The sequence below is a fragment of the Bacillus sp. FJAT-28004 genome, assembly GCF_001280845.1.
Classification (GTDB): Bacteria; Bacillota; Bacilli; order Paenibacillales; family Paenibacillaceae; genus Pristimantibacillus.
Genome location: NZ_LGHP01000001.1, coordinates 4,984,835 through 5,010,698 on the forward strand (window position 1 = coordinate 4,984,835; position 25,864 = coordinate 5,010,698).

Consider the following 25,864-nt stretch of genomic DNA (forward strand, 5'->3'; position numbering starts at 1 on the left):
TTGTGTATTCATTGACAAAAATAAAGCCAAAGATAGAACTGTCGTTCTATCTTTGACTCTACATTGAACAGAATTAATCTTGAATAGCTCCACGTTTCAGTACATTCTCGACTTTATGTAAATGAGCTTGAATTAACTGGCTGGCAAGCTCGCTGTTTTGAGCTAATATTGCATCATATATGGATTGATGCTCTTTTAAGAGAAGTGTGGAAGAGGACTTGTCTTCGAAAAACCACAGCTGACGAGTTTTCCCCATAGTTTCGGTTAGCTTACTAGTAAGTGAACTCATTAAAGTATTAAGCAGTTTATTATGTGAGGCAGCTGCTATAGCTAGATGAAATTCGATATCCGCATGTTCACTCATTTGCGTATTATTCATTTCCAATGCTTGCTCCATTTGTTTAATAATTTGCTTTAACTTCTCGAGATCCTTATCATTTCGACGCTCGGCAGCGAATGCAGCACTGCCGCTTTCAAGCCAAATACGAACTTCCAGTATCTCTTTTACATTTTCCGATTCCTCGAATGGATCACGTGAGTTACTTTGCGAGGTAGGCAATACTTTATTGATAAAGGTACCTCCGCCATGCTTTACATCTATCCAGCCTGTAGCCTTTAATGCGCTCAATGCTTCACGAATGGTGGAGCGACCTACTCCAAAGGCGGTACTCAAATCAACTACGGACGGTAGTTTTTGACCAGGTTGTAAGAGACCTTCCTCAATTTGTGAAAGAATGGCTCTTCGTACAAGCTCATGTCCTTTTTCAGTTTCTACCTTTATCGGTTGCATAAAGCTTTTAACCTCCCGAAAATACAACTCTAGACAATACTGTACAACTTTATTACACTATAATCAACATAAAGTCATCAGATGACCTGCTCAATTTCACTAAGGAGGAATCGTTCATGTTGAATGAAGCTGTAGTTAGACAATTACGAGAGATTGTAGGAGAAAAATTTTTTCGGACAGATCAGGAGGCATTAATCACACATTCCTATGATGGAACGCCGATGTTACAGGCTTTGCCTGATGCAGTTATTTATCCAGAATCAACAGAGCAAGTTTCAGAAATTATGAAAATAGCTAACAGCAATCTTATTCCGATTGTAACAAGAGGCTCGGGTTCGAATCTTTGCGGTGGTACAGTACCATTGCAAGGCGGGATTGTGATGGTTATGCATCGCATGAATAAAATAATTGAAGTGGATATGGAAAACTTAACGGCTATTGTCCAGCCTGGTGTAATTACTGGTCAATTTATTACCCATGTTGAAGGGCTAGGACTATTCTATCCACCAGATCCAAGCAGTATGAAAATTTCTACAATAGGCGGCAATATCGCTGAATGCTCAGGTGGTCTAAGAGGCTTAAAGTACGGAACTACAAAAGATTATGTACTTGGCTTAACTGCTGTGCTGGCAAATGGCTCAATCATCCGTACTGGTGGAAAATTGACTAAAGATGTCGCTGGGTATGATTTGACGAAATTATTAGTAGGCTCAGAAGGAACACTTGCCGTCATTACAGAGGCGATTCTTAAGCTTATTCCACAGCCAAAAACAAAGAAAACGATGGTTGCGATGTATAAGGATATTTATGGTGCAGCACGTACGGTATCTAAAATTATTAAAAATCAAATGATTCCAGCAACATTAGAAATATTGGATAATCCAACCATTCGGGTTGTTGATGATTTCGCGAAAATCGGCTTGCCACTAGATATGGCCGCGATCCTCATTATTGAGCAGGATGGTGAACCAGAAATGGTTGAACGTGATATTGAAAAAATACAGCTTATTTGCAAGGAAGAGCAGGCGGATCGAATTGATGTTGCAGCGGATCGTGAAGAAGCAGAAAAGCTGCTGACAGCTAGACGCAGCGCATTTACCGCACTCGCTCGCCTTCGCCCGACGACGATACTTGAGGATGCTACTGTACCTCGCTCTAAAATTGCGGAAATGATATTGCGTACAAATGCAATCGCCCAAAAATACAATGTGAATATAGCGACCTTTGGGCATGCCGGTGATGGAAATCTGCATCCAACTGCAACGACTGACGCGCGTGACCACGAAGAAGTACATCGTGTGGAGGAGGCATTTGCAGAAATTTTTGAAGCTGCAATCGAACTCGGAGGCACGATTACTGGCGAGCATGGGGTCGGTGTTGTGAAAGCTCCTTATTTGGAATGGAAGGTTGGAGAAGCGGGTATTGAAGTTATGAAAGGAATCAAAGGCGCTTTCGATCCATTGAATATTTTGAATCCAAGTAAGATTTTTGCTAAGGAAACGAAGAAGAGGGTGGTGGTGCAGCATGGCTAGTGCTATAGGAAAACCGGTAATCGAGCATGCTAATCCTCTAGCTCGAACTTTATTAGAGAAGCTTGACTATGATCAGTTAACAAATTGTATGCGATGCGGCTTCTGCTTGCCTGCTTGTCCGACATTCCATGAAACAGGTATGGAACCTGCTTCTCCTCGTGGACGCATTGCGATGATGAAGGCAGCTGTAGATGGACTAATGGTTCCAGATCAGCAGTTCCAAGATCAAATGAACTTGTGCTTAGGCTGTCGTGCTTGTGAACCAGCTTGTCCGGCAGATGTGAAGTATGGTCAATTAATTGAACAGACGAAAGAAGCGATCGAGGAGCACGCAACTCATTCATTGCCTATTAAAGTTATTCGTAAGACGGTATTCAAAAATTTATTTCCGAAGCGTGGCAGCTTGAAGCTGCTTGGAGGTTCGCTTGCGGTCTATCAAAAATCCGGCTTGCAAAAAGTAGTGCAATCAACAGGTGTAATGAAGCTGTTTCCTAAGCAATTATCTGAGATGGAAGCTATTTTGCCATCCGCCAGTTCTAAGGGTGTAGTTGAGCGTCTCGGTACTTATTATCCAGCAAAGGGTGAAGCAATCGCCAAAGTTGCGATGTTCCGCGGTTGTATCATGGATGTTATGTTCGCAGATACGAATGTGAATACAGTTGAGCTGCTTTCTGCTGCGGGCTTTGACGTATACATTCCTGAAAGTCAGGTATGCTGTGGTGCGCTGCATGCTCATAGTGGAGAAATGAACGACGCTAGAGAACTGGCAGCTGTGAATATCGATATATTCAAACAGCTCGATGTCGAATACATTGTATCAAATGCAGGCGGTTGTGGTGCGCTGCTCGTTGAATATGACCATCTTATGCAGGATAATAAAAAGTACAGTGAGTCAGCAAAATGGTTTGCTTCAAGAGTAATCGATATCAGCACATTGATTGTAGAAAAGGGACGTGTACCGAAATTTGCACAAAAAGAAAGTTCTCCACATGGCGAGAAAATGAAAGTGACGTATCAGGATTCTTGTCATCTGCGCAATGTGATGAAAGGCTCGAGCGCTCCACGTAAATTAATGAAGGAAATAGTTAACGCTGAATATGTTGAAATGGCCCAATCTGATCGCTGCTGCGGCTCTGCTGGCATATACAATGTCGTACAGCCTGAGATGGCAGGTTCCATCCTTGAGCACAAAATGGAGCATGCGAACAACACACAAGCAAGCTATATGCTAACGAGTAATCCAGGCTGTCTGCTTCAAATGAAGCTTGGAATTGAAAAGTATAAGCCTGATCAGACGATGAAGGCGATGCACATCGTTGATTTTTTGCATGATCGGATGATTTTATCAGAGTAATAAATATTAATTTTAAGTTTGCCAAAATGTATTTTGCTATTGAATTAGGTTGTCTAAATTGTTTATGATAATATTTAAGGTGTTAATTAAATCTTGAGTAGGTAGATTATGAGTTTAAATGACAACATATTAATTAAGATTCGTGAAATGAGAGAAAGTTTTACTCCAGTTGAACGATTGGTTGGAGATTACATTTTAGAAAATAAAGAAGAAATCCCTCATTTATCGATTAAGGAATTGGCTCAATCGAGTAAAACAAGTGATGCATCTGTCCTTCGTTTCTGTAAGACGATGGGTTACAGCGGGTACCGCAATTTTATTGTGAGTATCTCAGCTTCTTTGGGTTCTCGTGATGAGGATCCAAAGGCTCAATATACAGATATTCAGCCGGGCGATGATCTCTCGACAATTATTTCAAATATTTCATTGAATAATTGCAAGTCCATTGAGGACACGCTTAGTGTCATTGACCGAAAAGAAATTGCAAGAGCTGTAGAATTACTATGTCATAGTAAGCGAATTGTTTTCTTTGGAATAGGTGCCTCAGGAATAGTTTGTATGGACGGGGAACAGAAGTTCTCACGAATTAATAAGATGTGCCATGCCTATACGGATGGTCATAGTCAGCTCACAGCAGCAACGTTACTTGAGAAAGATGATGTTGCCATTTTCATTTCTAACTCTGGAGCAACTAGTGATATTATTGATGCACTGATCATTGCTCAAAAGAACAAAGCGAAATGTATTGCGATTACGAAGTACAATAAAAGTGAGCTTGCAGTGCGAGCGGATATTGTTCTTAGTATATCTACACCTGAAATAACAATTCGCAGCGGTGCTATGGGCTCGCGTATTGCTATGCTTACGATCATCGACATCTTATTTGCTGGTGTCGCAAGTGCAGAATATGAGGAAGTAAAAACCTACTTAACAAAAACACATAATATATTGAAGAAAAAACTTAGATATTAGGTTCTGCTGGAATGAATTTGGAAGAAAGCATTGATCATTGATCAATGCTTTCTTTGTGTATTTAATGTACTTTTTCAATACCTAACATAATGCTCACTCATTAAATGTTAGATTATCTACATAATGAATGCGTTTAATCAAACCCCTATAATGATTAGTTTAATTCGACAATTGAAAGCTTAGTACACTATTTTAATGTAGAAAATGAATGAAAATTGTAGGCAAAACGTCTACTGGTTGATCAGTGATTGTGAAATTTCATGCTTCATTTGGATCGGGAATCAGCATATAAGACGTCGACTTCTTTTTTAAGGAATGCTGTAACGGTAGTACTGTAAGCGTTTAATAAAAATTAAAAAAGTACCTTGTAAGCGGTTTGTAAATGTGATATAAAGAATGTATAGAGTTTGAAATAAAAAAACAGAATATTATTTCGTAATGAAATAATATTTCAAAATCTATTGACGGATTGAGGGTGGTGTATTAATATAAAAAAATAATTCATGTTAACTAACTTCACTCATCTCGTAAATTATATGTGAAATTTTGCTAACAAGACGGAGGATGACTATGAATGACTACCTTTCGGGATTAACAACAGAGGCTGTGAATCCAGACACATTAATGATTGATGAATGTACGACGGAACAAATGGTCCAGTTAATGAATCAACAAGATGCTCTGGTCTCTGCAGCTATAGCTGCGGAAATTCCGCAGATTGCAAAGGCGGTAGATGTTCTACATCATAGGTTGTCTAATGGTGGAAGAATGTTTTATATAGGAGCTGGCACATCAGGAAGATTAGGTGTTTTGGATGCTTCAGAATGTCCTCCTACCTTTGGTACAGATCCTTCCTTAGTACAGGGCTATATCGCTGGTGGTGATATTGCTTTGCGTCGTGCGGTTGAAGGCTGTGAAGACGATGTTGATGAAGGGATCGCATTAATCGAAAGCATTGGTGTAACAAACAAAGATGTGCTTATTGGGATTTCGGCAAGCGGCAGTGCAAACTATGTTATTGCAGCTTTAACGAAAGCGAAGGAGCTTGGAGCAGCCACTATCGGTGTTTGTAACAACAAAGGCTCAAAGTTTGAACCCATTGTAGATGTTTGTATTTCACCTGTTGTAGGGCCGGAGGTCATTAGCGGCTCGACTCGATTAAAGGCAGGAACTGCTCAAAAGCTGGTGCTTAATATGCTGACAACATGCACAATGGTCAAGTTAGGGAAAACGTATAACAACTTAATGGTTGATCTAAAGGCAAGTAATTTTAAGCTGGTAGATCGCTCAGTCCGTATTATTATGAATACGACTGGTGTAGACACATCAACCGCCGCAGAAACACTTGAAAAAGCATCTATGAATTGTAAGCTAGCAATAATGATGATTAAAACGGGGTTGGATGCAAAGGAAGCAGAACAAGCACTTAACGCAAATGGAGGACGGTTGAAACAAGCAATCTCATCATTGGCTTAGGTGGAAAAGAAATGGAATAACGGGATTGATGCTTTTAAAAATTGAGGAGGCTGTTATCGATGAAAAAAAGATCAAGTGTATTAACTCTCTTTTTGTCAGTTATCATGATGTTATCACTATTATCCGCTTGTGCAGGAAACGGAAATAACGCTCCAGACGCTACAAATTCCGGAAACAAAGGCAGCAGCAACAGTGGTTCTGAGCTAAAAAAAGATACGATTACTGCATTATTACCTCCAGTATCGGCTAACTACCAAGCGCGTTTTACGGATATGGAAAAAGAATTTAATGCATTGTATCCACACCTAACTTTGAAAATCGAACCAGCGAGTTGGGAAGATATGACACAAAAACTTGATACTCAAGTAAATGCGGGTTCTCCTCCAGATATCGCTTGGGTTGGTTCTACAGGAATCTCTAAATATGCAGCACTAAACGTTCTAATTGACCTTAATGCTGCACTTTCAGATGAAGTTAAAGCAGATTATGATGAAGTTGCAATGAAATACTTCCAATTGGGCAATTCTCAATATGGTTTGCCAGCTTACTTGGCCATTCATTCTATCGGTGGTAACAAACAGTTCTTAGAAAAAGCTGGTATCGACTGGAAAAATGTTCAGCAAAACGGTTGGACATATGACCAATTCCGCGATGCAATTAGTAAAGGTGTTGTTAAAAACGATAAAGGTGAAACAACTCAGTATGGTTTCGTTTTCGCAACATCTGGTGTTACATCTAAGGACTATCTTGGTATTATGGCTAAATCTGCTGGTTTGCCAGATTACTTTGATAAAAACCTTAAGTTCTCTTACACAAGCAAAAACTTCTTAGGTCTGCTTGAAGCTATCCGTCAAATGATCGATGATGGCTCAATGCCTAAAGAACTAAGCTCTATCGATGCAGGTAAACGTTGGAACATGTTCTTAACTGGTCAAACCATGATCACTGGTAAAGGTCTAGCGAGCTTTGAAAACTCTGCTCGTCTAAACAATGAAAAAATTAAAGCAAATGATGGTTCTGCAGTAGCGGATTCAATCGAAGCGGAATACATTGCGCTTCCTACACCTACATTTAACGGCGCTGATTACATTCCTACAGCTGTTGTTGATGGTTACATTGCGCTTCGTGGCAAAAAAGATCCTTCTGAAGAGCATATTAAAAATATTGGTTTAGCTATTAATTTCCTATCTTCTGGATCCATTGCGGCTAATTACAGTAATGAGCTGTTCTTATCACCAATTACAGAATCTGCACGTAATGCTGCAGTGCTTGAACAATATCCTCGTAATGAAGAGAACGTTAAAGCAGATCAAATCATGATGTCTAAAGCGGTTCCAGCTCGTACAGATATCCCAACTGATCTAGCTGCTGAAGCGCTTAAAATTGAAACGGAAGTAATCGTTCCTAAACTACAAGCATTGCTTGCAAATGAGATTAGTCCACAAAAAATGTATGATGCAGTTAAAGCAGCAGCAATTAAATCCTTCGGTGAAGATGGTATTGTAGTTGACTAGTCTGTCATAACCTAGCATGTGAAAGCTGTACGTAGCTAGTACGTACAGCTTTCCTTCTAAATTAGACTAGAGCTTTTACTTTTTTAAGAAGAGAGGTGCGACCCAATGAATCAAACGTTGACTAAAAGAAAAAAATTGAAACTCGAAAGTGACTTAGGTTGGGGATACGCGTTTATCGCAGTAGCACTTATTGCGTTTTCTTTATTTACCGCATATCCAGTAATCAATGCTTTTATGATCAGCTTACAAGAATATCGTCCATTAGGGTCCACTTATGTTGGCCTGGAAAACTTCGTTAACTCATTTTCAGATGAACTTTTCTGGAAAGCATTGAAAAACACATTAGTATATACGTTATTAACTGTTCCATTTAATATTTTTCTATCATTCTTAATTGCAATTTTGATTATACCTTTCAAGAAAAGAACACAAACGATCTTTAAAGCAGTATATTACTTGCCAGCTGTAGCATCAGGTGTAGCGCTTGCCGTTGTATGGCTGTGGATCTTTGATCCGTTAAAATCAGGTATTGCCAATCAGGTTGTGTCATTTTTTGGGATTACTAATCAAAACTGGCTTGGTTCCAGTGCAACTGCCATGTTTTCACTTGTATTAATGTCATGGCTATCAAGTCATGGTACAGCCATTATTATCTATCTAGCTGCATTGCTCGGTATTGATAACAGCTATTATGAAGCAGCTGATATTGACGGCGCGACTTTCTTGCAAAAGCTTTGGTTTATCGTCGTTCCTTTCCTTAAGCCAACAACGCTATTCCTACTTGTTACAGGTGTCATTGGTTCCTTCCAAGTATTCCAAAACGCTTATCTTATGACAGGCGGTGGACCAGACCATGCAACAACAATGGTAGGTTTGTTGATTTTTAACAATGCGTTCACATATTTTGAGTTTGGTGAGGCAGCAGCACAATCATTACTTCTAGCAGCGATTATCGCATTTATTTCATACCTTCAATTTAAGTTTTTGGGTAAAGAAATAGAATACTAGGAAAGGGGCAGGATACTATGGGTTTGTTCAACAATAACATAAGAAGCAAAGGGTATCTGTTCGTCCGTAATGGTCTAATTATTACGTTCCTTATCCTATTTGCCGCAGCTACCATTTTCCCGATTTACTTTATGATCATTTCCTCGTTCGGTGATCCGGTAGAAGCTGGTGCAATGAGCTATTCTATCATCCCGTCGAAGATTTCATTTGAATCCTATAAATTCTTCTTTAACTTCAGCCCACATTCATGGGATTGGTTACTGAACTCATTTATTGTGGCAGCTAGTATCACGGTATCTAACGTATTTTTTGCTACACTTGCAGGATATTCTTTTGCGAAAATGAGATTTAAAGGGAAAAACATTTTGTTCGCTATTTTGCTAGGCTCTATGATGATTCCTGGCCAAGTAACACAGGTTCCACTATATATATTGATTGTGAATATTTTTGAATTACAAAATACGTATACAGCGTTGATTATGCCAAGCATAGTAACGGTGTATAACATTTTCTTGGTTAAGCAGTTCATGTCTTCCATTCCAGTTGAAATTATTGAAGCTGCTAAAATCGAAGGTTGTTCTCAACCTAAAATCTTCTGGCATATCATTATGCCTCTATCAAAAACAGTTATGGCAGTACTGGCTATCCTAACGTTCATGGCAGCATGGAATGACTTCTTCTGGCCGTTCCTAGTAACGAATACGATGGATATGCAAACGATTCAGGTCGGCTTGAAAAACTTCCGCTTTGCGAATACAACTTACTTTGCACCAATGATGGCTGGTGCAACAATTTCAGCAGTTCCAATGTTTATTTTGTTCTTCAGTTTACAAAAATACTTCCTTGAAGGGGTAACGGTTGGAGCGGTGAAAGGCTAATGGACAAACAATCAAAAGTTGAAGCAACATACTTAGTTGGCTTGATGTCTGGTACATCAGTAGATGGTATTGATGCAGCGGTAATTAAACTTTCTCCCATGCCGGATAAAGAGCAAGGAGTAGAGATTGAATTACTGGCTTTTGAGAACACTCCTTTGAAGGTGCAAGTTAGAAACTCAATATTTGAGCTTTTTGATCGGGCTAACGCTACGATTGATAAAGTTGGCGCAATGAATATGTGGCTTGGTGAATTATACGCCCAAGCCACATTGTCCGTTATAGGGAAATGCGGGCTAGAGCCATCACAAATATTTGCAGTAGGATCACATGGTCAAACGATCTATCATGCACCGGAAGAAAAGGTTATGGACGGTTATAACCTGCATTGTACGGTTCAAATTGGCGATGGTGCAGTTATCGCGAATCGCACAGCAATTCCTTGCGTATCAGACTTTCGAGTCGCTGACATGGCAATGGGTGGACAAGGAGCGCCGTTAGTACCATTTACTGAATATTTATTGTTTAACAATCCAGAGAAAACACTTCTTCTGCAAAACATTGGAGGAATAGGAAATGTGACTGTTCTTCCTGCAAATGCCTCGCCGGAACAGGTATTTGCTTTTGATACTGGTCCTGGAAATATGATTATCGATGGGCTTGTATCGCAATTATTTGCGCCAATGACAATGGATGTTGGCGGTGGAATTGCTGCGGGCGGTCAAGTGATTGATGAGCTTTTGAAATGGATGCAGCAAGATGAATATTATACGATGCCTTTACCCAAATCGACAGGCAGAGAACGATTTGGTCAACAATACGTTGCACAAATTATTGAATGGATGGAGGCTAATAACTGGAAAGCTGAAGATGTGATTGCAACAGCTACACATTTAACCGCATGGAGCATCGTCGATAGCTATGAACGGTATATTGCGCCACAGCATCAAGCTCAGCAATTGTTAATTGGTGGCGGTGGCAGTTATAACAAAACGTTATTGCGTGATTTGCAGCAATTATTTGCACCCTATAAGGTGCAGGTGCTGACGCAGGAGGATATCGGTGGCAATAGTGATGCTAAGGAAGCTATTGCTTTTGCTGTGCTAGCGTATTATACGATGAAGCGCCTACCAAACAATATTCCACTAGTAACTGGAGCTTCTCAGCCAGTAGTAATGGGCAAAATTTCTTGGCCTTATCTTGGACGTTCACAGGAGGTTTGAATGATGCAAATCAGACCCTTTTCAATTGAAGATCTTTCTGAAGTTGTAGAGCTTTGGAATCGAGAGGCTACAAAATATGATTACAAATCATTTACAGAGCGAGAGTTTCAAGATACATTCATTGATCATCCTTATTTCGATGCTGAGTGTATATGGGTAGGCTGTAATGAAAAAGGTATTGTTGGTTTTGCAGCTGGTTGCAGTGGTGATGATCTCCCGCTTGGAGATGTGGCTGGCTATATTACGAGTGTTATTATTGATGCCGAAGTCGCTTTTCAAGAACATTACGATGCTTTTCTAATAGGTATAGAAAAGAGATTCCAAGTACATGGGAAAAGACAGGCGGATGTATTGTTTTTTAACCCCATTAAGCTGAAATGGAATATTCCAAGCGCGCCCCAGCATGAGCACAATAATGCCCCAGGCATCAGTAAGGACCAGCCATTATACGACGCTTTAATCGCTAGAGGGTACGTGGATCGGGCGACGCAATGCGGCATGTACTTAAGACTCGGAAACTTTAGTGTTCCTGAAGATATTTCAAGCAAAGAAGATAAAGCAAATAGTAAAGGCTATTATGTTACTCCTTATGCCCCTGCTTTGCATAATGGGCTTGAAGCAACGCTTGCTGCCCTGCAAAATCCGCAGTGGAAAAAGGATGTTGTATCGTATGTGAAGGATGGCGCACCTCTTGTAGTAGCTGTGCATGGCAACGAGGTTGTTGGTTTTGCAGGTCCTATTATTTCACAACCTAATGGTCGAGCATTTTTTTGCGGTATCGGTGTTCACCCAGAGCATGAGGGTCATGGTCTCGGCAGTGTATTATTTTTCCGAATGGTCGAGGCTTTTCAAAATGTGGGCTGTCAATATATCTCTTTATTCACTGGCAGTAATAATCCGGCTCTTCGAATCTATCAAAAAGCAGGATTTAATATTGAAAAACAATTTTCTATACTGCGGAGGGAACTATAAAGATGAGCGAAAAATTAACAGTATTAGCCATTGGAGCACATGTTGGTGATGTGGAACTAGCATCCGGTGGTGTACTAGCTAGTCATAGTTTAAAGGGAGACCGCATTGTGACACTTGCATTAACTGCAGGTGAAAGAGGTGTGCCAGCAGGACAGGATATGAAGGAGTACCGTCAGCAAAAAGTGAAAGAGGCGGAAGTATTTGCTGATATGCTTGGCGGTGAAGCCATTGTATTTGATTATTGTGACGGAGAGTTGCCTGACAATCAACAAGTTCGTATGGAGGTTTGTGATGTTATTCGCCTTGTAAAGCCAAACATTATTATGACACATTGGAAAAACAGTATGCATAAGGATCATGCGCTAACGCATCATATCGTTAATGATGCTCGTTTCTTCGCAAGCTTGTCATCCTTTGAACGTGATCTTCCTGCTCACTTTGCAGCAAGACTATATTATTCCGAAAACTGGGAAGATGCTGTTGATTATGTCCCTTATCTATACGTGGATTTCGATCAAGCGGCATATGATCTATGGATTGATGCTTTAAGCAAACATTGGTTTGTGACGAATAGTAAATCTTTCAAATATATGGATTACTATAAAGCATTAGCAGTTGTTCGCGGCTGTGAAGCAAGAAAAACATATGCAGAAGCCTTTATGGTGCCTGCTGAAACGATGAAACTTAGACAATCTAGTCTTTGGTAATAGATCCGTAAGGAGGCAACTTTAAATGGTGTTAAATGGGATCGATTCGATTACGAAGTATCGTCAATGGTTTGAAGGTAAGCGCGTAGGATTAATTACAGCACCGACAGGGCTTACAAAAGATTTTGAATCAACGATTGCCATTTTACATGAAAACTTTAATCTTACTGCGATGTTTTCACCTGAGCATGGTGTTCATGGAGATTTGGATGCAGGGGCATTAGTAGAGACGTATGTGGATCCTTTGACGAATGTTCCGGTCTATAGTTTATACCGTAAAGACTCCAAGCGTTTAACAAAGGAAATGCTGGATGAAGTAGATATTGTTGTGTACGATATTCAAGATGTTGGTGTACGGTATTACACATTTATATATACGATGCTGTATGCACTCGAAGATTGTGCTAAGGCAGGCGTAGAATTTGTTGTTCTTGATCGTGTTAATCCGCTTAATGGGGTAAACGTGGAAGGGAATATTTTAAAGCCCAACTTCAAATCATTTGTTGGAAATTACGAGCTAGCTGTTCGATACGGCCTAACTGCAGGGGAAGTAGCGGTGATGGCAAATGATCAAATGAATTGGAGAACATCGCTTCATGTCGTTCGTTTGGAAGGCTGGGAACGGAGAATGTCCTCCCCGGATACAAAATTAACTTGGGTTCATCCATCACTTGGGATACCTCGATATGAAACAGCGTTATTATATACAGGCACATGCTTATTTGAGGGTACAAACTGCTCCGAAGGACGCGGTACAACGTTCCCATTTGAAATGATTGGCGCTCCCTTCATTCAAGCGCAGCAATTGGCAGATGAGATGAACGCCAAACGAATTCCAGGTGTACATTTCCGTCCTGTTCATTTCAAGCCGACGTCATCTAAGCATACTGGAGAGCTATGTGGCGGAGTACAAATATATATTACAGACATCCAAGTGATGAAGCCGTTAGAAGTTGGCGTAACCTTATTATTCACGATAAGAGATTTGTATGAGCAATTTTCATTCCTGCCTCCTGTGAAGGAGGGCTCACGCCCATTTATCGATTTGCTGGGCGGAGACAGCATGTATCGTACGGAAAATATTCGAGCAAAGCAGCTGCTTGAACAGTTTGCAGAGGAAAGCAAGCAATTTGCAGAAATGAAACAGCAATATCATTTATATCGTTAGTGGATGGTGAGCAATTGATGAAAACAATAGAACAAATGAGCTTGCGCGAAAAGATCGGGCAAATGTTCGTAACAGGTTTCCCGTCAACGGAGATATCTCCTGAGCTGAAGGAAGTAATCGAGCAGTATAAAGTCGGAAATATTATTTTATTTTCACATAATATCGCAAATAAATATCAATTAGGTGGGCTTGTAACGGAGTTGCAGCAATGGTTCACGACACATACAGGCATCCCAGGCTTTATTACGATTGACCAAGAGGGCGGTCGAGTTACTCGAATGCCCAAGGGCGCAACAAATGTTGCTGGGGCAATGGCAATTGCTTCTTCAGGCCGACCTGAAAATGCGTATGCAGCAGGTAGAATGACTGCCAGAGAGTTGAAAGCATTAGGTATTAATTTCAATCTTGCGCCAGTGATGGACGTTAACAATAATGCCTTGAACCCCGTTATCAACGTTCGCTCTTATGGGGATTCTGCCCAGAAGGTATCACAGTATGGGATTCAAATGATGAAGGGATTGCAGGATGGAGGCGTAATGTCCTCGCTTAAGCATTTTCCAGGTCATGGTGATACAAATGTCGATTCACATATTGGCTTGCCTACGATTGAAAAAACGGTTGAGGAATTAGAGCAGCTTGAACTGCTGCCGTTTAAGGCTGCAATTGTGCAAGGCGCTCAAGCCATTATGAGTGCACATATTTTATTCCCGCAAATCGAAAAGTCCGGCGTGCCGGGAACGATGTCTTATACGATTATTACAGAGATATTAAAAGAGAAACTAGGATATAAAGGTTTAGTTGTGTCGGATTGTTTGGAAATGGATGCGATTAAACGCTATTATGGTACTGCAAAAGGAGCGTTAGGGGCCGTTAAAGCAGGTATTGATTTGGTATTCATTAGTCATACGCCAAAAACGGTTAAAGAAGCGATTCATTTAATAGAAGAAGCTGTAGCAATTGGTGATTTGGATGAAGCGGTTATTGATGCAGCTGTTACAAAAATTTTAGCTTATAAAACCCAATATGCGGCTATTGAGGAGCTAGATTACGAGATTGTTGGCTGCGATGTACATCGCCGTGCGAATGATCTGATACGTACGGAAACGATCTGCCGCATTAACGGTGAGATTGAGCCCATTCAAACAGGTGATGAGCAGGTATTATTTATGGGCTCCTATTCCTATCGCACCGATCTTGCATCCAGCAGCGTGAATCAAGATCTTAGCTTCCCGCAATATATGGGTGAGCATTTTCATGCAGCGTATGAGATTATCAACATTGATCCGAGCGAGGAGCAAATTAAATATGCGCTGCAAAAGGCTGAAGGCTACAAGCATGTTGTAATCGGCTTGTTCAATGCGCGTGAAAACAAAGGTCAACTTACGCTTGTACAGAAGCTGTTAGCAGCAGACTGTAAAGTAACGGCAATTACATTAGGCCAGCCATATGATTTAGCATTAATCAAAGGTGAGTTCTGCGGAATTGCAGCATTTGAGTATACATTAGATGCATTCAAATCACTTATTCCAATCCTAAATGGTGAGCTTACACCAACTGCCAACATTACGATTCAGCTTTAGGGGGACATGAGTATGGCATATATCGTTGGAATTGATGGAGGCGGCACCAAGACAGCTGTCACAATTACCCATGACCAGGAAGATGCTTTATTAACCTTTACTGTAGGGCCGATTAATTATAACGGTGGTGATGCTGATGCTATTGCTGCCTCCTTTGAGGAAATTTTTAATCGGACAAAGCTCTACTGCAGCAATTTAGAGGAAGTTGCTCATATCTGTATAGGAGCGGCAGGAGTAAGTAATCCGTCAGTCGTCCATTTTTTGGAGAAACATGTGAGAGATAATGGTTACATGGGGCCATTAACGATTACCGGTGATCAAGAAACAGCATTATACGGAGCACAAAATGCGATGCAAGGCATTATTCTCATTGCCGGTACAGGGTCGATTTGCTTTGGGGTGAATGAAAAGGGAGAGCAGCATCGCACAGGAGGCTTTGGCCATCTGATTGATGACGAGGGAAGCGGCTATTGCATTGGGCGTAATCTCTTGTCCGTTTTAGTTCAAGCAGAGGACGGAAGAATGACGGATACGATCATTCCAGCGCTAGTATACGAGCAGCTTGGGCTAAGCACTGTGAAAGAGATTATTGGCTTTGTTTATCATAAAAATACAACGAAAAAAGATATTGCGCAGCTCGCACCGATTATGACGACAGCATGCGAGAAAGGGGATGCGCAGGCGCTTGAGCTAGCGGAGCAATGTGCAGCCAGTCTATTTGAGCTTGTGGTGCCTGTTATTGAGCGACTAAAGTTATATAAAAGTCAGATTGCCATTGCAGGAAGTGTGCTGCAAAAATCTCGTTTTGTAAAAGATGCATTGGAGCGAAAGCTTGCACAAAGCTACCCGCAAACAAAGCTGATCTTGCCGATTAAGGATGCAGCCTATGGTGCTGTTTTGTTAGGAAGATCAAAAATGAATAGCGATTAGTAGTTGGCGTTATGCGAAATAAGGGTGTGTCATAAGTCCGAGCAGTTTTGGACTTGCGACACACCCTTTTTTTTAACATCGGTCGAAATGAAAATGGCTTAAAATTTGTCGGTCAAATAAAACACGGCTTGCTGTTTCGGGAATAGGGCTTGCAAAATATTAGCCTGTTCAACACTATCCTTTGTTGCGCCTGTCGCATTATAGCCGAACATCAAATAAGTCATCAGATTACGTTCATCCACTTCTACCTCGACATAGGACTCAGCATGACTAACATCGGAAATGGAAAGCCGCTTCTGCTTGTAGTCAAGGTATATATGATCCTCTCCGCATTGAAGCGCTATGTACAGTTCTTGATCTGCCATCAAGTCATTACCGTTAAGACGATGTTCCAATTCAGGCTGAAGCTTTTGGAATGTAGAATTTAGGTTGATCATTTTCCACATCGCCTGATTAATTGAAATGGATTGTGCTTGATGTTGTTGATAATAGGAATATAGCTTATGATCCTCTGGCAGCATCGCTAATATTTGCTTTGCATTTGGGCGAAGCTGACATATGGCATGAAACAAGTGTTCAACGCCGTCCACTGCCTCGTTCAAATACATGAATTCATTAATAAATACTTGTTCAGTATCCTTTTTTTCAATAATGCCATAAGCTATAATTTTTTCATTTCTGCGAAGCAGCAGACAGTCTGCTTTTTTCCATTCCGGCCAGCTTATTAGATCATTCCAGTATGTTTCATTACGGACTACGGTATAGGTGCGGTTCTGATTGAACTGTTCATATATGAAACGGATATCATCAAGATAACGAGGTTCAAAGGGAATGATTTCGTAACTGCTTTGCTGCTCAAAGCTTGCTTGCTTTTCAATAGCGTAAGCAGTCTCGGGAATAAGTCTCCAGCCAACCTTTTCATAAAACGCATGCTTGCTAGCCAGAAGTAAACTTATATCATAATTGGTTTCTTTCATGTAGTCTGTTTGTGCATGAAGAATTTTGGGCGCAAGTCCCATTCCGCGATAATTTGGATCTGTACCGACGCTGCCCATTGCACCAGTTTTCAAGATCGCTTGACCGACTCTAATATTAAGAGGGAAAATTTGTACATTAGCAGCAATCTCACCGTCGACCATCGCAAACCATGTTGTCTCTGGATCATATGTGCTGTCGAGGTCTAATCTTTCTTGGAAAAAATCTCGGCCTACTGAAAAGCATTCATCTAAAATATCGTAAATCTTTTCAAGCTGTTCTCTAGTTGGCTGGTTCGTTACGATGATGTTTTTGCCAAGTGCTGTCGTCATCTTTTATTTCCTCCTACGTCGCAATGTTAGGGTAAATTTAAATAGACTGAAAAAATGGGCTAATTATATTGGAAATTATTATCTTAATAAAAATATTAATATTGAAAATAATTTTCGTCAATAAAGGAGCGTGGACATTTCGTTATTTCGCAACGTTTCATATTCATGTTACAATAATTAGGAAATTTAGTTGCAAGCTAGCTGGACTGGCTTGAAGGGAGAGATGGTAATGGAGAAATTAACTATTTTTGAAGGTGTCGTTGTCGGGGTCACAGGAATCCTCCTTTCAAGCGAACAATAATTTCGTTTCCCAAATGAGGATTCAACTGTGACTGGTTTTGGCGTTATAGCCAGATGAATAAACCAATTACAGGGGGAATCCGCAGTGAATCAACAAACAACTAATACCGTATTACAATCGTTAGGTTGGAATGAGTATTTTTCTAATCATTTTGCCACTTACGCCGAACAAGGCTACAGTGTCGGACGAATCACACTGGAGCATAAAGGTATGTACCGTTTATTGAGTGAGCATGGAGAGCTCATAGGCGAGGTAACAGGTAAGTTGCGTTTTGAAGCAGCAGGTCGAGAAGATTTTCCAGCAGTCGGTGACTGGGTGGTCATAAAACCGCGTTGGGAGGAACAAAAAGCCTCGATTCATGCGCTACTTCCACGCAAGAGCAAGTTTTCTCGTAAAGTGGCTGGAGCTACGGTAGAAGAGCAGATTGTGGCCGCTAATGTTGATACTGTTTTTTTAGTGAATGCCTTAAATAATGACTTTAATATACGCAGGATGGAACGGTACTTGATCCTTGCATGGGAAAGCGGTGCTGCGCCGGTAATCGTGCTGAGCAAAGCAGATTTATGCGAAGATTTGGATGCCCGCATCGCAGAGGTAGAGTCAATTGCGATCGCTGTCCCTATTCATGTAGTCAGTGCCTCGCAGGGAGAAGGGCTGGATCAGCTCGCACCTTATTTGGGTGTTGGCAACACGATAGCGCTGATAGGTTCTTCAGGAGTAGGTAAATCTACACTGATTAATAAATTGAGCGGTGTAGATATGCAACGAGTCAATGACGTTCGTGGCGGGGATGATCGCGGCCGTCATACGACGACGCATCGCGAGCTTGTTCAATTACCGAGTGGAGCTCTAATGATCGATACACCTGGTATGAGGGAGTTGCAACTGTGGGAGGCCGATGAGGGGTTCCGTGGTGCATTTGACGATGTGGATTCAATCGTTGGCACTTGCCGATTCAATGACTGCAAGCATGAGCAAGAGCCCGGTTGTGCTGTTCGAAAGGCAATAGCAGATGGATCATTGGAACAAGCCCGTTTTGAAAGCTATCTTAAACTCCAACGTGAGCTGGCGCATCTGGCACGAAAGGAAGATGCGAAACTGGCAGCCGCTGAAAAAGCGAAGTGGAAGAAGATTAGCACAGATATGAAACAACGAAAATCGAAGAGATAAGCAATGCGACAGAGCCTTTGAGAGATCAGGGCTCTTTTTGTATGCGCTAAAGGAAAGGTGCTATCTTTAGGGTTCAAGTTGAGATGTAGTGGATTGATTTGAAGTATCCGACTGAGTTTAAGAAGAAGTAAAGAAGTTGATTGTTCCCTTACATAGTGTCATAATTTAGGTTATTGACATACAGGACAAATGTTCGGTATATTTTTCTAAGACTGCGGACAATTGTCCGTAAGAGTGGATATTTATTTGAGGAGGAGTATTTTTGAACGGCCCTACTATGGAAGTTAATTCGAACCTAGATTTGAGCAAGATCAAGAAAGGACCGATCGTTGCCGCACTGATTATTGGCGCATTTGTATCGATCCTGAATGAAACCTTGCTGAACATTGCTTTCCCGGAGCTCATGAGATATTTCAGCATCACGGAAACGACTGTTCAATGGCTGGCTACAGCTTATATGCTCGTAGTCGGTATTCTTGTCCCTATAACAGCACTTTTGCAACAGTGGTTTAGCACACGTCAAATGTTTCTCGGGGCGATGATCTTATTCCTCGCGGGCACAGTGATATGTGCGACAGCGCCAATATTCGAACTCCTGCTTGTCGGACGTGTTGTTCAAGCCTTGGGAACAGGGCTAATGATCCCCGTATTAATGAATACGATCTTAATCATTTTCCCTCCAGAGAAGAGGGGGGGAGCGATGGGATTGATCGGTCTGGTCATGATGTCCGCTCCGGCTATTGGGCCTACTTTGTCTGGTTTGATCGTTGACTCGCTTAACTGGAGATGGCTGTTCCTTCTAGTCATTCCTTTAGCGGTAATCTCCATCGTCTACGCTGCGATTTATTTGAAAAATGTAAGTGAATTGACTAAACCAAAGGTCGACATTATTTCCATCCTACTTTCCTCCATCGGTTTTGGAGGCATCGTTTATGGCTTTAGCAGTGCGGGGGAAGGCTCATGGTCAGATCCTAAAGTTGTCTGGTGCCTTATTGTAGGCGGAATCTGCTTGATCGCTTTTGTATGGCGTCAGCTTTCGGTGAAGGAACCGATGTTGGATCTGCGCGTCTTCCGTTATCCGATGTTTTCGCTCGTTACGGTGCTGATGCTCGTGCTCATGATGGCTATGTTCTCCACGATGATCATGCTCCCGCTGTTTTTGCAAAATGTAATGATGCTTACTGCTCTGAGCGCCGGTCTTGTCATGATGCCAGGCAGTATCTTGAATGGTATTATGGCACCGGTCTCCGGTGTGTTGTTTGACAAATTCGGTCCAAGAGTGTTAGTCATACCCGGTCTGATCTTGATGAGTGTGTCCATCTGGCTGTTCTCAGGGATAGATGCAGGATGGACGAGCGGATATGTTGTGTTCCTGCATATCTTGATGATGATCGGTATCTCCTTAGTGATGATGCCAGCGCAGACGACAGGGCTTAATCAGCTGCCGCGCAGGCTTTATGCGCATGGTACAGCGGTAATGAGCACGCTGCAGCAAGTGGCAGGTGCGATTGGTGTAGCTTTGTTCGTCAGCATTATGTCGTCAGGCATGAGGGATTATATGTCTACATCCCCGGACCCGACCAATCCCGCTGAAGGAGTACCTGCAATGGTAGCTGGGCTCCACAGCGCGTTTATAGTGGGAGGAATTCTCTCTGTCCTCGCTGTGCTCATCGGTCTCTTCATTCGTAAAACGAAGGCACCTCAAGAGGATGAGCAGAAGCAGGCGGCCTAATCAGATTTGTTTATATAACCTAGTATTAGAGGCATCTTGTAAGTTCAATGAACTTACAAGATGCCTCTTTTTAGCTTTTAATCATACTACTCCCTCAATCTTCGCCTTACGATCAACTGCCTCAAGGCGCCAGCATTAACAAGGACGGTTCCAGCAATAATCGTAATTATACCGAAAAGCGTGATCCAAGAGACGGTCTCATCATAAAAGAGTACGCCAACCCCGACAGCAATCGGAGGAGAAATATAGAGCCATGTGGAAGGGAAGACCGGATTGGTCTTCGCTACAAGCCAGTAAAACAAGGTGTGTCCGACCATGGAACCGATCACGATCAAGTAGAGCAGGGAACCAATTGTCTGAAATGACTGAAAGGATTCGAGGTGCACCTCTTCGGTGAACAAAGATAAAATGAACATCATCGCTCCGCCATACATCATTTGTGCTGCATTCATTGCGATCGGTGAAACTTCAGACATGCTGTTGATTACTTTTTTAGAATAGAGAGCTCCTGTTGCATAGCAGCATTCTCCAATCAGAATGGCCGCACAACCAATAAGCCACAACGGAGATACATCCATTGATAGATTGGGCAGAACTAATAGCAGCACACCGACGAGGCCGATAATGCAACCGTATAGCGAGTGCATGGGAGCTTTTTGACGAAGTAAAGTGGTTTGCATCAATAAAATCATGATCGGACCCGTAGCTGACAGCACAGCAGCGAGTCCTGAAGATACATATTGCTCAGCCCAGTACAGAGTAGAGAAGGTTCCAAACGTCAATGTTGCCCCAGTTAATATCATTTCTTTGCGTAATAGCAGGGAAAAGCTTACCTTGCGTTTCCATGCCATCCAAAGGAACAAAATAGCACCAGCTAAAAAAAATCGCAGCCCTGCCGACAAGAAGGGGGGCGCACCGGCATCTACTCCGATTTTAATTGCCAAAAAGGTTGTACCAAATATAAGACATACTAGTGCATAAGCCAAAAATATCATGTTCATTTCCCCTTTAGTTGATTGTGCGTGAATGTATTTCGTTAATCATATAGGGAGTAAGGTAGAACAGATTGTAAGCCACAGAACAGATGGCAACTGATATCGTGTACAATAATGAAAATAGGTTGTTTCGGAGAGGTGTTGTGGACATATGAAAAAAACGATAGGAGTTGAGCCAATCCATCCGTTGTTCCGTCAAGTGTATGACTATGTCTTGAATCGAATAGAGCGCGGGGAATGGAGAGCCCATGATAAATTGCCGTCGATACGGTTGCTTGCTGAAGAAATCAAAGTGCATCGGCTGACGGTATTTAAGGCATATAGGCAGCTGTCTGATGACGGAAAAGTGTATGTAAAAGACAAATCTGGATATTACGTATCAGAGGGCAACGTATTTTCTAGAGAGGTTGAAGAAAGTGCTGTCGTTTCCTCTTATGTGGTTATCAACTCGTTGTCCGATATTCATCGCATCCCAGCAAGATACCAGTTCTCGCAGGCGCTGATTGACCCTAATCTGCTTCCGAATTTGTATTTGTCGGATTATGTGAAGAAAGTGTTTGACCTATACCCTAAAGTTATGGGGACGTATTCCAATATTCAGGGTGATGATGAGCTGCGCGAGTCGCTGAGTCAACATTTCAGAGAGCATCATCGATTGCAGCTATCAATGGAGGAATTGCTGATTACATCAGGTGCTCAGCAGGCCATTAATTTGATCGCCCAAGTTATGCTCGGACCGATGGATGCGGTGTTGATTGAGCGACCGACATATGGCGTAGCGATGGATATTTTTCGCAGGCAAGGAGCGCGGCTTATCTCTGTTACGATCACACCGGAAGGATATGACTTGGAAGAAGTGGAAACTCTGATGCGTACGCATAAGCCTCGTATGTTCTATATGAATCCGACCCACCAAAATCCGACCGGATATACAGTCCCAACATGGCAGCGCAAATTGCTGGTGGAATTGGCGGAGAGATACCACTGTCTATTAGTGGAGGATGATCCGTTCCGGGATATGTATTTTGATGAGCCGCCGCCGCTGCCGTTATTCGCATATGACACGGAGGGCTGGGTGATCTATATTAGCAGCTTCAGCAAATATATTGCTCCTGGTCTGCGGATTTGTGCTGTAGCCTGCCGCTATCCCTTCATGGAGCAGTTAATTAAAGCCAAGTCGCTCGCGGATAACGGGACTCCGCAGCTCAATCAGAAAATATTTTTGCATTATTACGCCTCACCGAGGCTGCAACAGCATGTCGAGAAGCTGCGTATTGCACTTCAAGTTCATAAAGAGATTATGGAAGAGGAACTGGCGATAGCAGGCTGGGAATGGACGACTCCACAGGGTGGGCTCAATTTGTGGGTTAAGTTGCCGAGAGACATGTTAGGACAAGCACTCCTACAAAAAAGCAGAGAGCAATCGATCACCTTTGTTCCCGGAGAAATTTGTGATCCACTGGGAGAGCTAAAGTCATGGATCCGCCTCAGTTACTCCTTTGCGAGTGAGGCATTATTGCGTGAAGGGATGCAGCGCTTGACGGCATTGTCGCGGACATTGTGATTGGAATGAATATATTTAATTGCTTGAAGATGTTTTTTTGTAACATTCGCGTAACACCCCTGATGTAGTCTAATCGTGGGGGTGCGATACATGAAAAAAATGATATCAATCGTAGTGCTTGCTGCCATTGCAACAAGCGTTCTTGCGGGATGCAAGGAAGACAATAATATTCCAAGCGGAAAGGCCAATTCACAAATCGAAAATGTGGATTTTAGCTTTCATGTGGATCCAGAGACATTAGCGCTTGAGGTGGAGTCCAATGGGATTACTGAAAAAGCATCGGAACCACTGGAAAAAATGAAAGTTTCAAATGTGAAAGACAGCGGAGATCAGATTAGCTGGACCTATCCAGAAAAGGAAATGGGCGTAGAAATTGAAAAAAAAGCGAAGTATGTAGATGTAACCATCAAATCCAGTAAAGCGGAAGAGAATAGGTTTGCATGGCCAATCGTAAAAGGGGATGGATATATGCTTCCATTAAACCAAGGAAAGTATATTCCAAGCAATGATCGGACGTGGAAAGATTATTTGAGTGAACAAGAAATGAAGGTGATCGAGTCCTTCTCGATGCAGTTTTTTGCAGTGGATAAAAGCGACTATTCGTTAGTGTATATCATTAAAAATCCTTATAATAATGAAATCATTTTTAATACTGAAAAAGATATCGCGTTTGCTTTTCATCATGAGTTTCCATCGATTAATGCACAGAAGGAATATGGTTTTAGAATCTATGTAACGAAAAAAAATCCAGTAGATGTAGCAAAGACCTATAAAGATTATTTGATTGAACAGGGTGAATTCAAAAGCTTGACGGATAAGGCTAAAGAAAATAGTCAGATTGAAAAGCTATACGGAGCACCGCATGCTTATTTTTGGGATAGAACGGTAATTTCAGAGGAAAATATACAATGGGCAAAGCTGAGAAGCAGTCTCCCCGAAAAACTGAGATTATGGATTCAGGAGTTATTAAAGACTAAAGTTGAAGATGGATCAGAGCTTTCATCGGCCTTTGATGATTTAAATCGTCTAGACTATGTAGACAAATACACTATAAATAGAATAGTAAAAAGTTTAAGTGCCGTCATGCAGCTAAAAGAATTTTATCATTCGAAAATATTTACTGAAACAGATAAAGAAACTCAGAGGTTATTAAACATCGGAATAGAAAATTTGAATCCAGTTGAATTAATTGATCTAAATAAGCGCTTATTAAAAAGCGTACTTGGCATTGTGGTTGATCCAATAGAGAAGTGGGCAGATGCAAATACGGTAGATGTGATAAAGGATATGAAGCAGTCAGGGTTAGAACATATGTGGATTGGTTTGGATGACTGGCAGGAAGGATTTATTAAACCAGAGTTAGTAAAAGAAGCGGAAGATCTCGGATATTTAATTGGTACCTATGATTCGTATCATTCCATCCATGAACCAGGTAAGGAGAAGTGGATAACGGCAAAGTTTAAAGACACTTCCCTTTATGAGCACGCAACTGTAACCGATAAAGCTGGGAACAAGATTGAAGGGTTCCAAGGTGAAGGTAGAAAGCTCAATCCAACGCTTGCAATGCCTAGCGTAAAAGAAAGAGTAACATCGATTTTTAATTCGGGTTTAGCATTTAACTCATGGTTTCTAGACACGGATGGCACAGGAGAGATCTATGATGACTATTCGCCAGAGCATGTGACTACGGAAGAGGAAGATATCGAAGCTAGAATAAAGAGAATGGCGTATTTGCAAAAAGAATGGGGCATGGTCGTTGGCACTGAGGGTGGAAATGATTTTGCGAACCAAGTGGTTGCCTTTGCGCATGGAATAGAGACGCCATCCTTTTCTTGGATGGATGAGGATATGAGCAAAAATAAAGACAGCGAGTATTATGTAGGAAGATACTATTCGAGTAACGGCGGAGTTCCTGAACTATTTTCTAAGCAAATACCTTTAAAGGATAAGTACAAGAAGTTATTTTTGGATTCTAGCTACACGATCCCATTGTATAAGCTGGTTTACAACAATGCAGTGATCACGACTTATTGGTGGGGCTGGGGAACTTTAAAAATAGAAGATGAAATTTCAAATCGAATGCTGTATGAGATTTTATACAATGTCCCTCCTTTATATCATTTGGATAAACACGAGTGGAAAAAACATAAGGAAACCATTGTGAATCATTCTAAGGTATGGTCAAGCTTTAGCAAAAAAGCGATAAAGGAAGAAATGACAGATTATAAAATTTTATCAGATGATAGACTAGTTCAAATGACTGAATATGGTGAAGCATTAAGCGTAATAGCAAATTTCTCGGATACTCCATTTAACTTCCAAGGCGAGACGATACCAGGGAAATCGGTTTTAATTATTGATGGAAATAGTAAAACGATTTATACGCCGAAAGAGTCCATCTGATTCAAAAGGCATCATTTGCTCATTTTTTTGAGTGAACGATGCCTTTTTTTTATATGCTCTACCCCAGAAATACAAGCTTCTTAAAAAACACTTTACAACGAGCCTAGGTTAGCATATATTTTACTCATACCAAAAAAGTTTCCTTAGGCAAACTCTTTGTCCCTAAGTGAAATAAATTTTTTTTATTAATAATCTTGCATTAGGGCAAAAATAATCCCTTTTATTAACATGGAGGTGAATGGAATGGTACTTGACCCAAATCGACAATTCTCAAGGCGAAATATTCTAAAA

At 41.4% G+C, this 25,864-nt stretch carries 20 protein-coding genes; 17 read left to right on the top strand and 3 right to left on the bottom strand.

All coding sequences use genetic code 11. The features are described from left to right. Positions 1 to 73 precede the first annotated feature (73 nt). Entirely contained in the window at positions 74 to 790 is a 717-nt protein-coding gene (locus AC787_RS21640; RefSeq protein WP_054026682.1) for a FadR/GntR family transcriptional regulator, read from the bottom strand. Between the two features lie 116 nt (positions 791 to 906). On the opposite strand from AC787_RS21640, the gene AC787_RS21645 reads away from it, so the two are divergent. The 13 genes from AC787_RS21645 (at position 907) to AC787_RS21705 (ending at position 16,101) form a co-directional block, all read left to right on the top strand. Then, the gene (locus AC787_RS21645; protein WP_054026683.1) at positions 907 to 2,322 is read left to right on the top strand and encodes an FAD-binding oxidoreductase; all 1,416 of its coding nucleotides are present in this window, start codon (positions 907 to 909) and stop codon (positions 2,320 to 2,322) included. After that, complete coding sequence (locus AC787_RS21650) at positions 2,315 to 3,676, top strand: (Fe-S)-binding protein (protein ID WP_054026684.1); 1,362 nt, start codon at positions 2,315 to 2,317, stop codon at positions 3,674 to 3,676. Before AC787_RS21645 ends, AC787_RS21650 begins: the two co-directional genes overlap by 8 nt. A 108-nt stretch (positions 3,677 to 3,784) precedes the next feature. Continuing rightward, positions 3,785 to 4,648, top strand: coding sequence for a MurR/RpiR family transcriptional regulator (locus AC787_RS21655; RefSeq protein WP_054026685.1), 864 nt, complete (start codon positions 3,785 to 3,787; stop codon positions 4,646 to 4,648). Between the two features lie 570 nt (positions 4,649 to 5,218). Further along, the gene (gene murQ, locus AC787_RS21660) at positions 5,219 to 6,124 is read left to right on the top strand and encodes an N-acetylmuramic acid 6-phosphate etherase (RefSeq protein ID WP_054026686.1); all 906 of its coding nucleotides are present in this window, start codon (positions 5,219 to 5,221) and stop codon (positions 6,122 to 6,124) included. Positions 6,125 to 6,183: 59 nt separating this feature from the next. Beyond that, positions 6,184 to 7,638, top strand: coding sequence for an ABC transporter substrate-binding protein (locus AC787_RS21665; protein WP_054026687.1), 1,455 nt, complete (start codon positions 6,184 to 6,186; stop codon positions 7,636 to 7,638). Positions 7,639 to 7,743: 105 nt separating this feature from the next. Next, positions 7,744 to 8,646: a carbohydrate ABC transporter permease gene (locus AC787_RS21670; protein WP_054026688.1), complete on the top strand. Its 903-nt coding sequence runs from the start codon at positions 7,744 to 7,746 to the stop codon at positions 8,644 to 8,646. Positions 8,647 to 8,663: 17 nt separating this feature from the next. Next, positions 8,664 to 9,524, top strand: a complete 861-nt coding sequence (locus AC787_RS21675; RefSeq protein WP_054026689.1) for a carbohydrate ABC transporter permease — start codon at positions 8,664 to 8,666, stop codon at positions 9,522 to 9,524. Next, a complete protein-coding gene (locus AC787_RS21680; protein ID WP_054026690.1) occupies positions 9,524 to 10,744 on the top strand; it encodes an anhydro-N-acetylmuramic acid kinase in 1,221 nt (406 codons plus the stop codon). The genes AC787_RS21675 and AC787_RS21680 overlap by 1 nt, the downstream gene beginning before the upstream one ends. Beyond that, a complete protein-coding gene (locus AC787_RS21685) occupies positions 10,745 to 11,716 on the top strand; it encodes a GNAT family N-acetyltransferase (protein ID WP_235561033.1) in 972 nt (323 codons plus the stop codon). It begins immediately after the preceding gene. 2 nt (positions 11,717 to 11,718) lie between these two features. Next, positions 11,719 to 12,423, top strand: coding sequence for a PIG-L deacetylase family protein (locus AC787_RS21690; protein WP_054026691.1), 705 nt, complete (start codon positions 11,719 to 11,721; stop codon positions 12,421 to 12,423). A 25-nt stretch (positions 12,424 to 12,448) separates the two neighbouring features. After that, positions 12,449 to 13,591, top strand: coding sequence for an exo-beta-N-acetylmuramidase NamZ domain-containing protein (locus AC787_RS21695; RefSeq protein WP_054026692.1), 1,143 nt, complete (start codon positions 12,449 to 12,451; stop codon positions 13,589 to 13,591). 17 nt (positions 13,592 to 13,608) lie between these two features. After that, positions 13,609 to 15,171, top strand: coding sequence for a glycoside hydrolase family 3 protein (locus AC787_RS21700; protein ID WP_063847558.1), 1,563 nt, complete (start codon positions 13,609 to 13,611; stop codon positions 15,169 to 15,171). A gap of 12 nt (positions 15,172 to 15,183) precedes the next feature. Continuing rightward, entirely contained in the window at positions 15,184 to 16,101 is a 918-nt protein-coding gene (locus AC787_RS21705; RefSeq protein WP_054026694.1) for an N-acetylglucosamine kinase, read from the top strand. Positions 16,102 to 16,199: 98 nt separating this feature from the next. Here the strand turns inward: AC787_RS21705 and AC787_RS21710 are convergent, their stop codons facing one another. Then, a complete protein-coding gene (locus AC787_RS21710; RefSeq protein WP_054026695.1) occupies positions 16,200 to 17,408 on the bottom strand; it encodes a GNAT family N-acetyltransferase in 1,209 nt (402 codons plus the stop codon). 385 nt (positions 17,409 to 17,793) lie between these two features. Between AC787_RS21710 and rsgA the strand changes: the two genes are divergently transcribed. Further along, on the top strand, positions 17,794 to 18,879 hold the full coding sequence (rsgA, locus tag AC787_RS21715) for a ribosome small subunit-dependent GTPase A (protein WP_054026696.1): 1,086 nt from the start codon (positions 17,794 to 17,796) through the stop codon (positions 18,877 to 18,879). 277 nt (positions 18,880 to 19,156) lie between these two features. Next, entirely contained in the window at positions 19,157 to 20,611 is a 1,455-nt protein-coding gene (locus AC787_RS21720) for a DHA2 family efflux MFS transporter permease subunit (RefSeq protein ID WP_054027194.1), read from the top strand. Between the two features lie 86 nt (positions 20,612 to 20,697). Here AC787_RS21720 and AC787_RS21725 read toward each other — a convergent pair whose 3' ends face one another. Beyond that, entirely contained in the window at positions 20,698 to 21,606 is a 909-nt protein-coding gene (locus AC787_RS21725) for a DMT family transporter (protein WP_054026697.1), read from the bottom strand. 151 nt (positions 21,607 to 21,757) lie between these two features. Between AC787_RS21725 and AC787_RS21730 the strand changes: the two genes are divergently transcribed. Beyond that, positions 21,758 to 23,170, top strand: a complete 1,413-nt coding sequence (locus AC787_RS21730) for a PLP-dependent aminotransferase family protein (protein WP_054026698.1) — start codon at positions 21,758 to 21,760, stop codon at positions 23,168 to 23,170. 90 nt (positions 23,171 to 23,260) lie between these two features. Beyond that, complete coding sequence (locus tag AC787_RS21735) at positions 23,261 to 25,573, top strand: glycoside hydrolase (RefSeq protein ID WP_054026699.1); 2,313 nt, start codon at positions 23,261 to 23,263, stop codon at positions 25,571 to 25,573. Positions 25,574 to 25,864 lie beyond the last annotated feature (291 nt).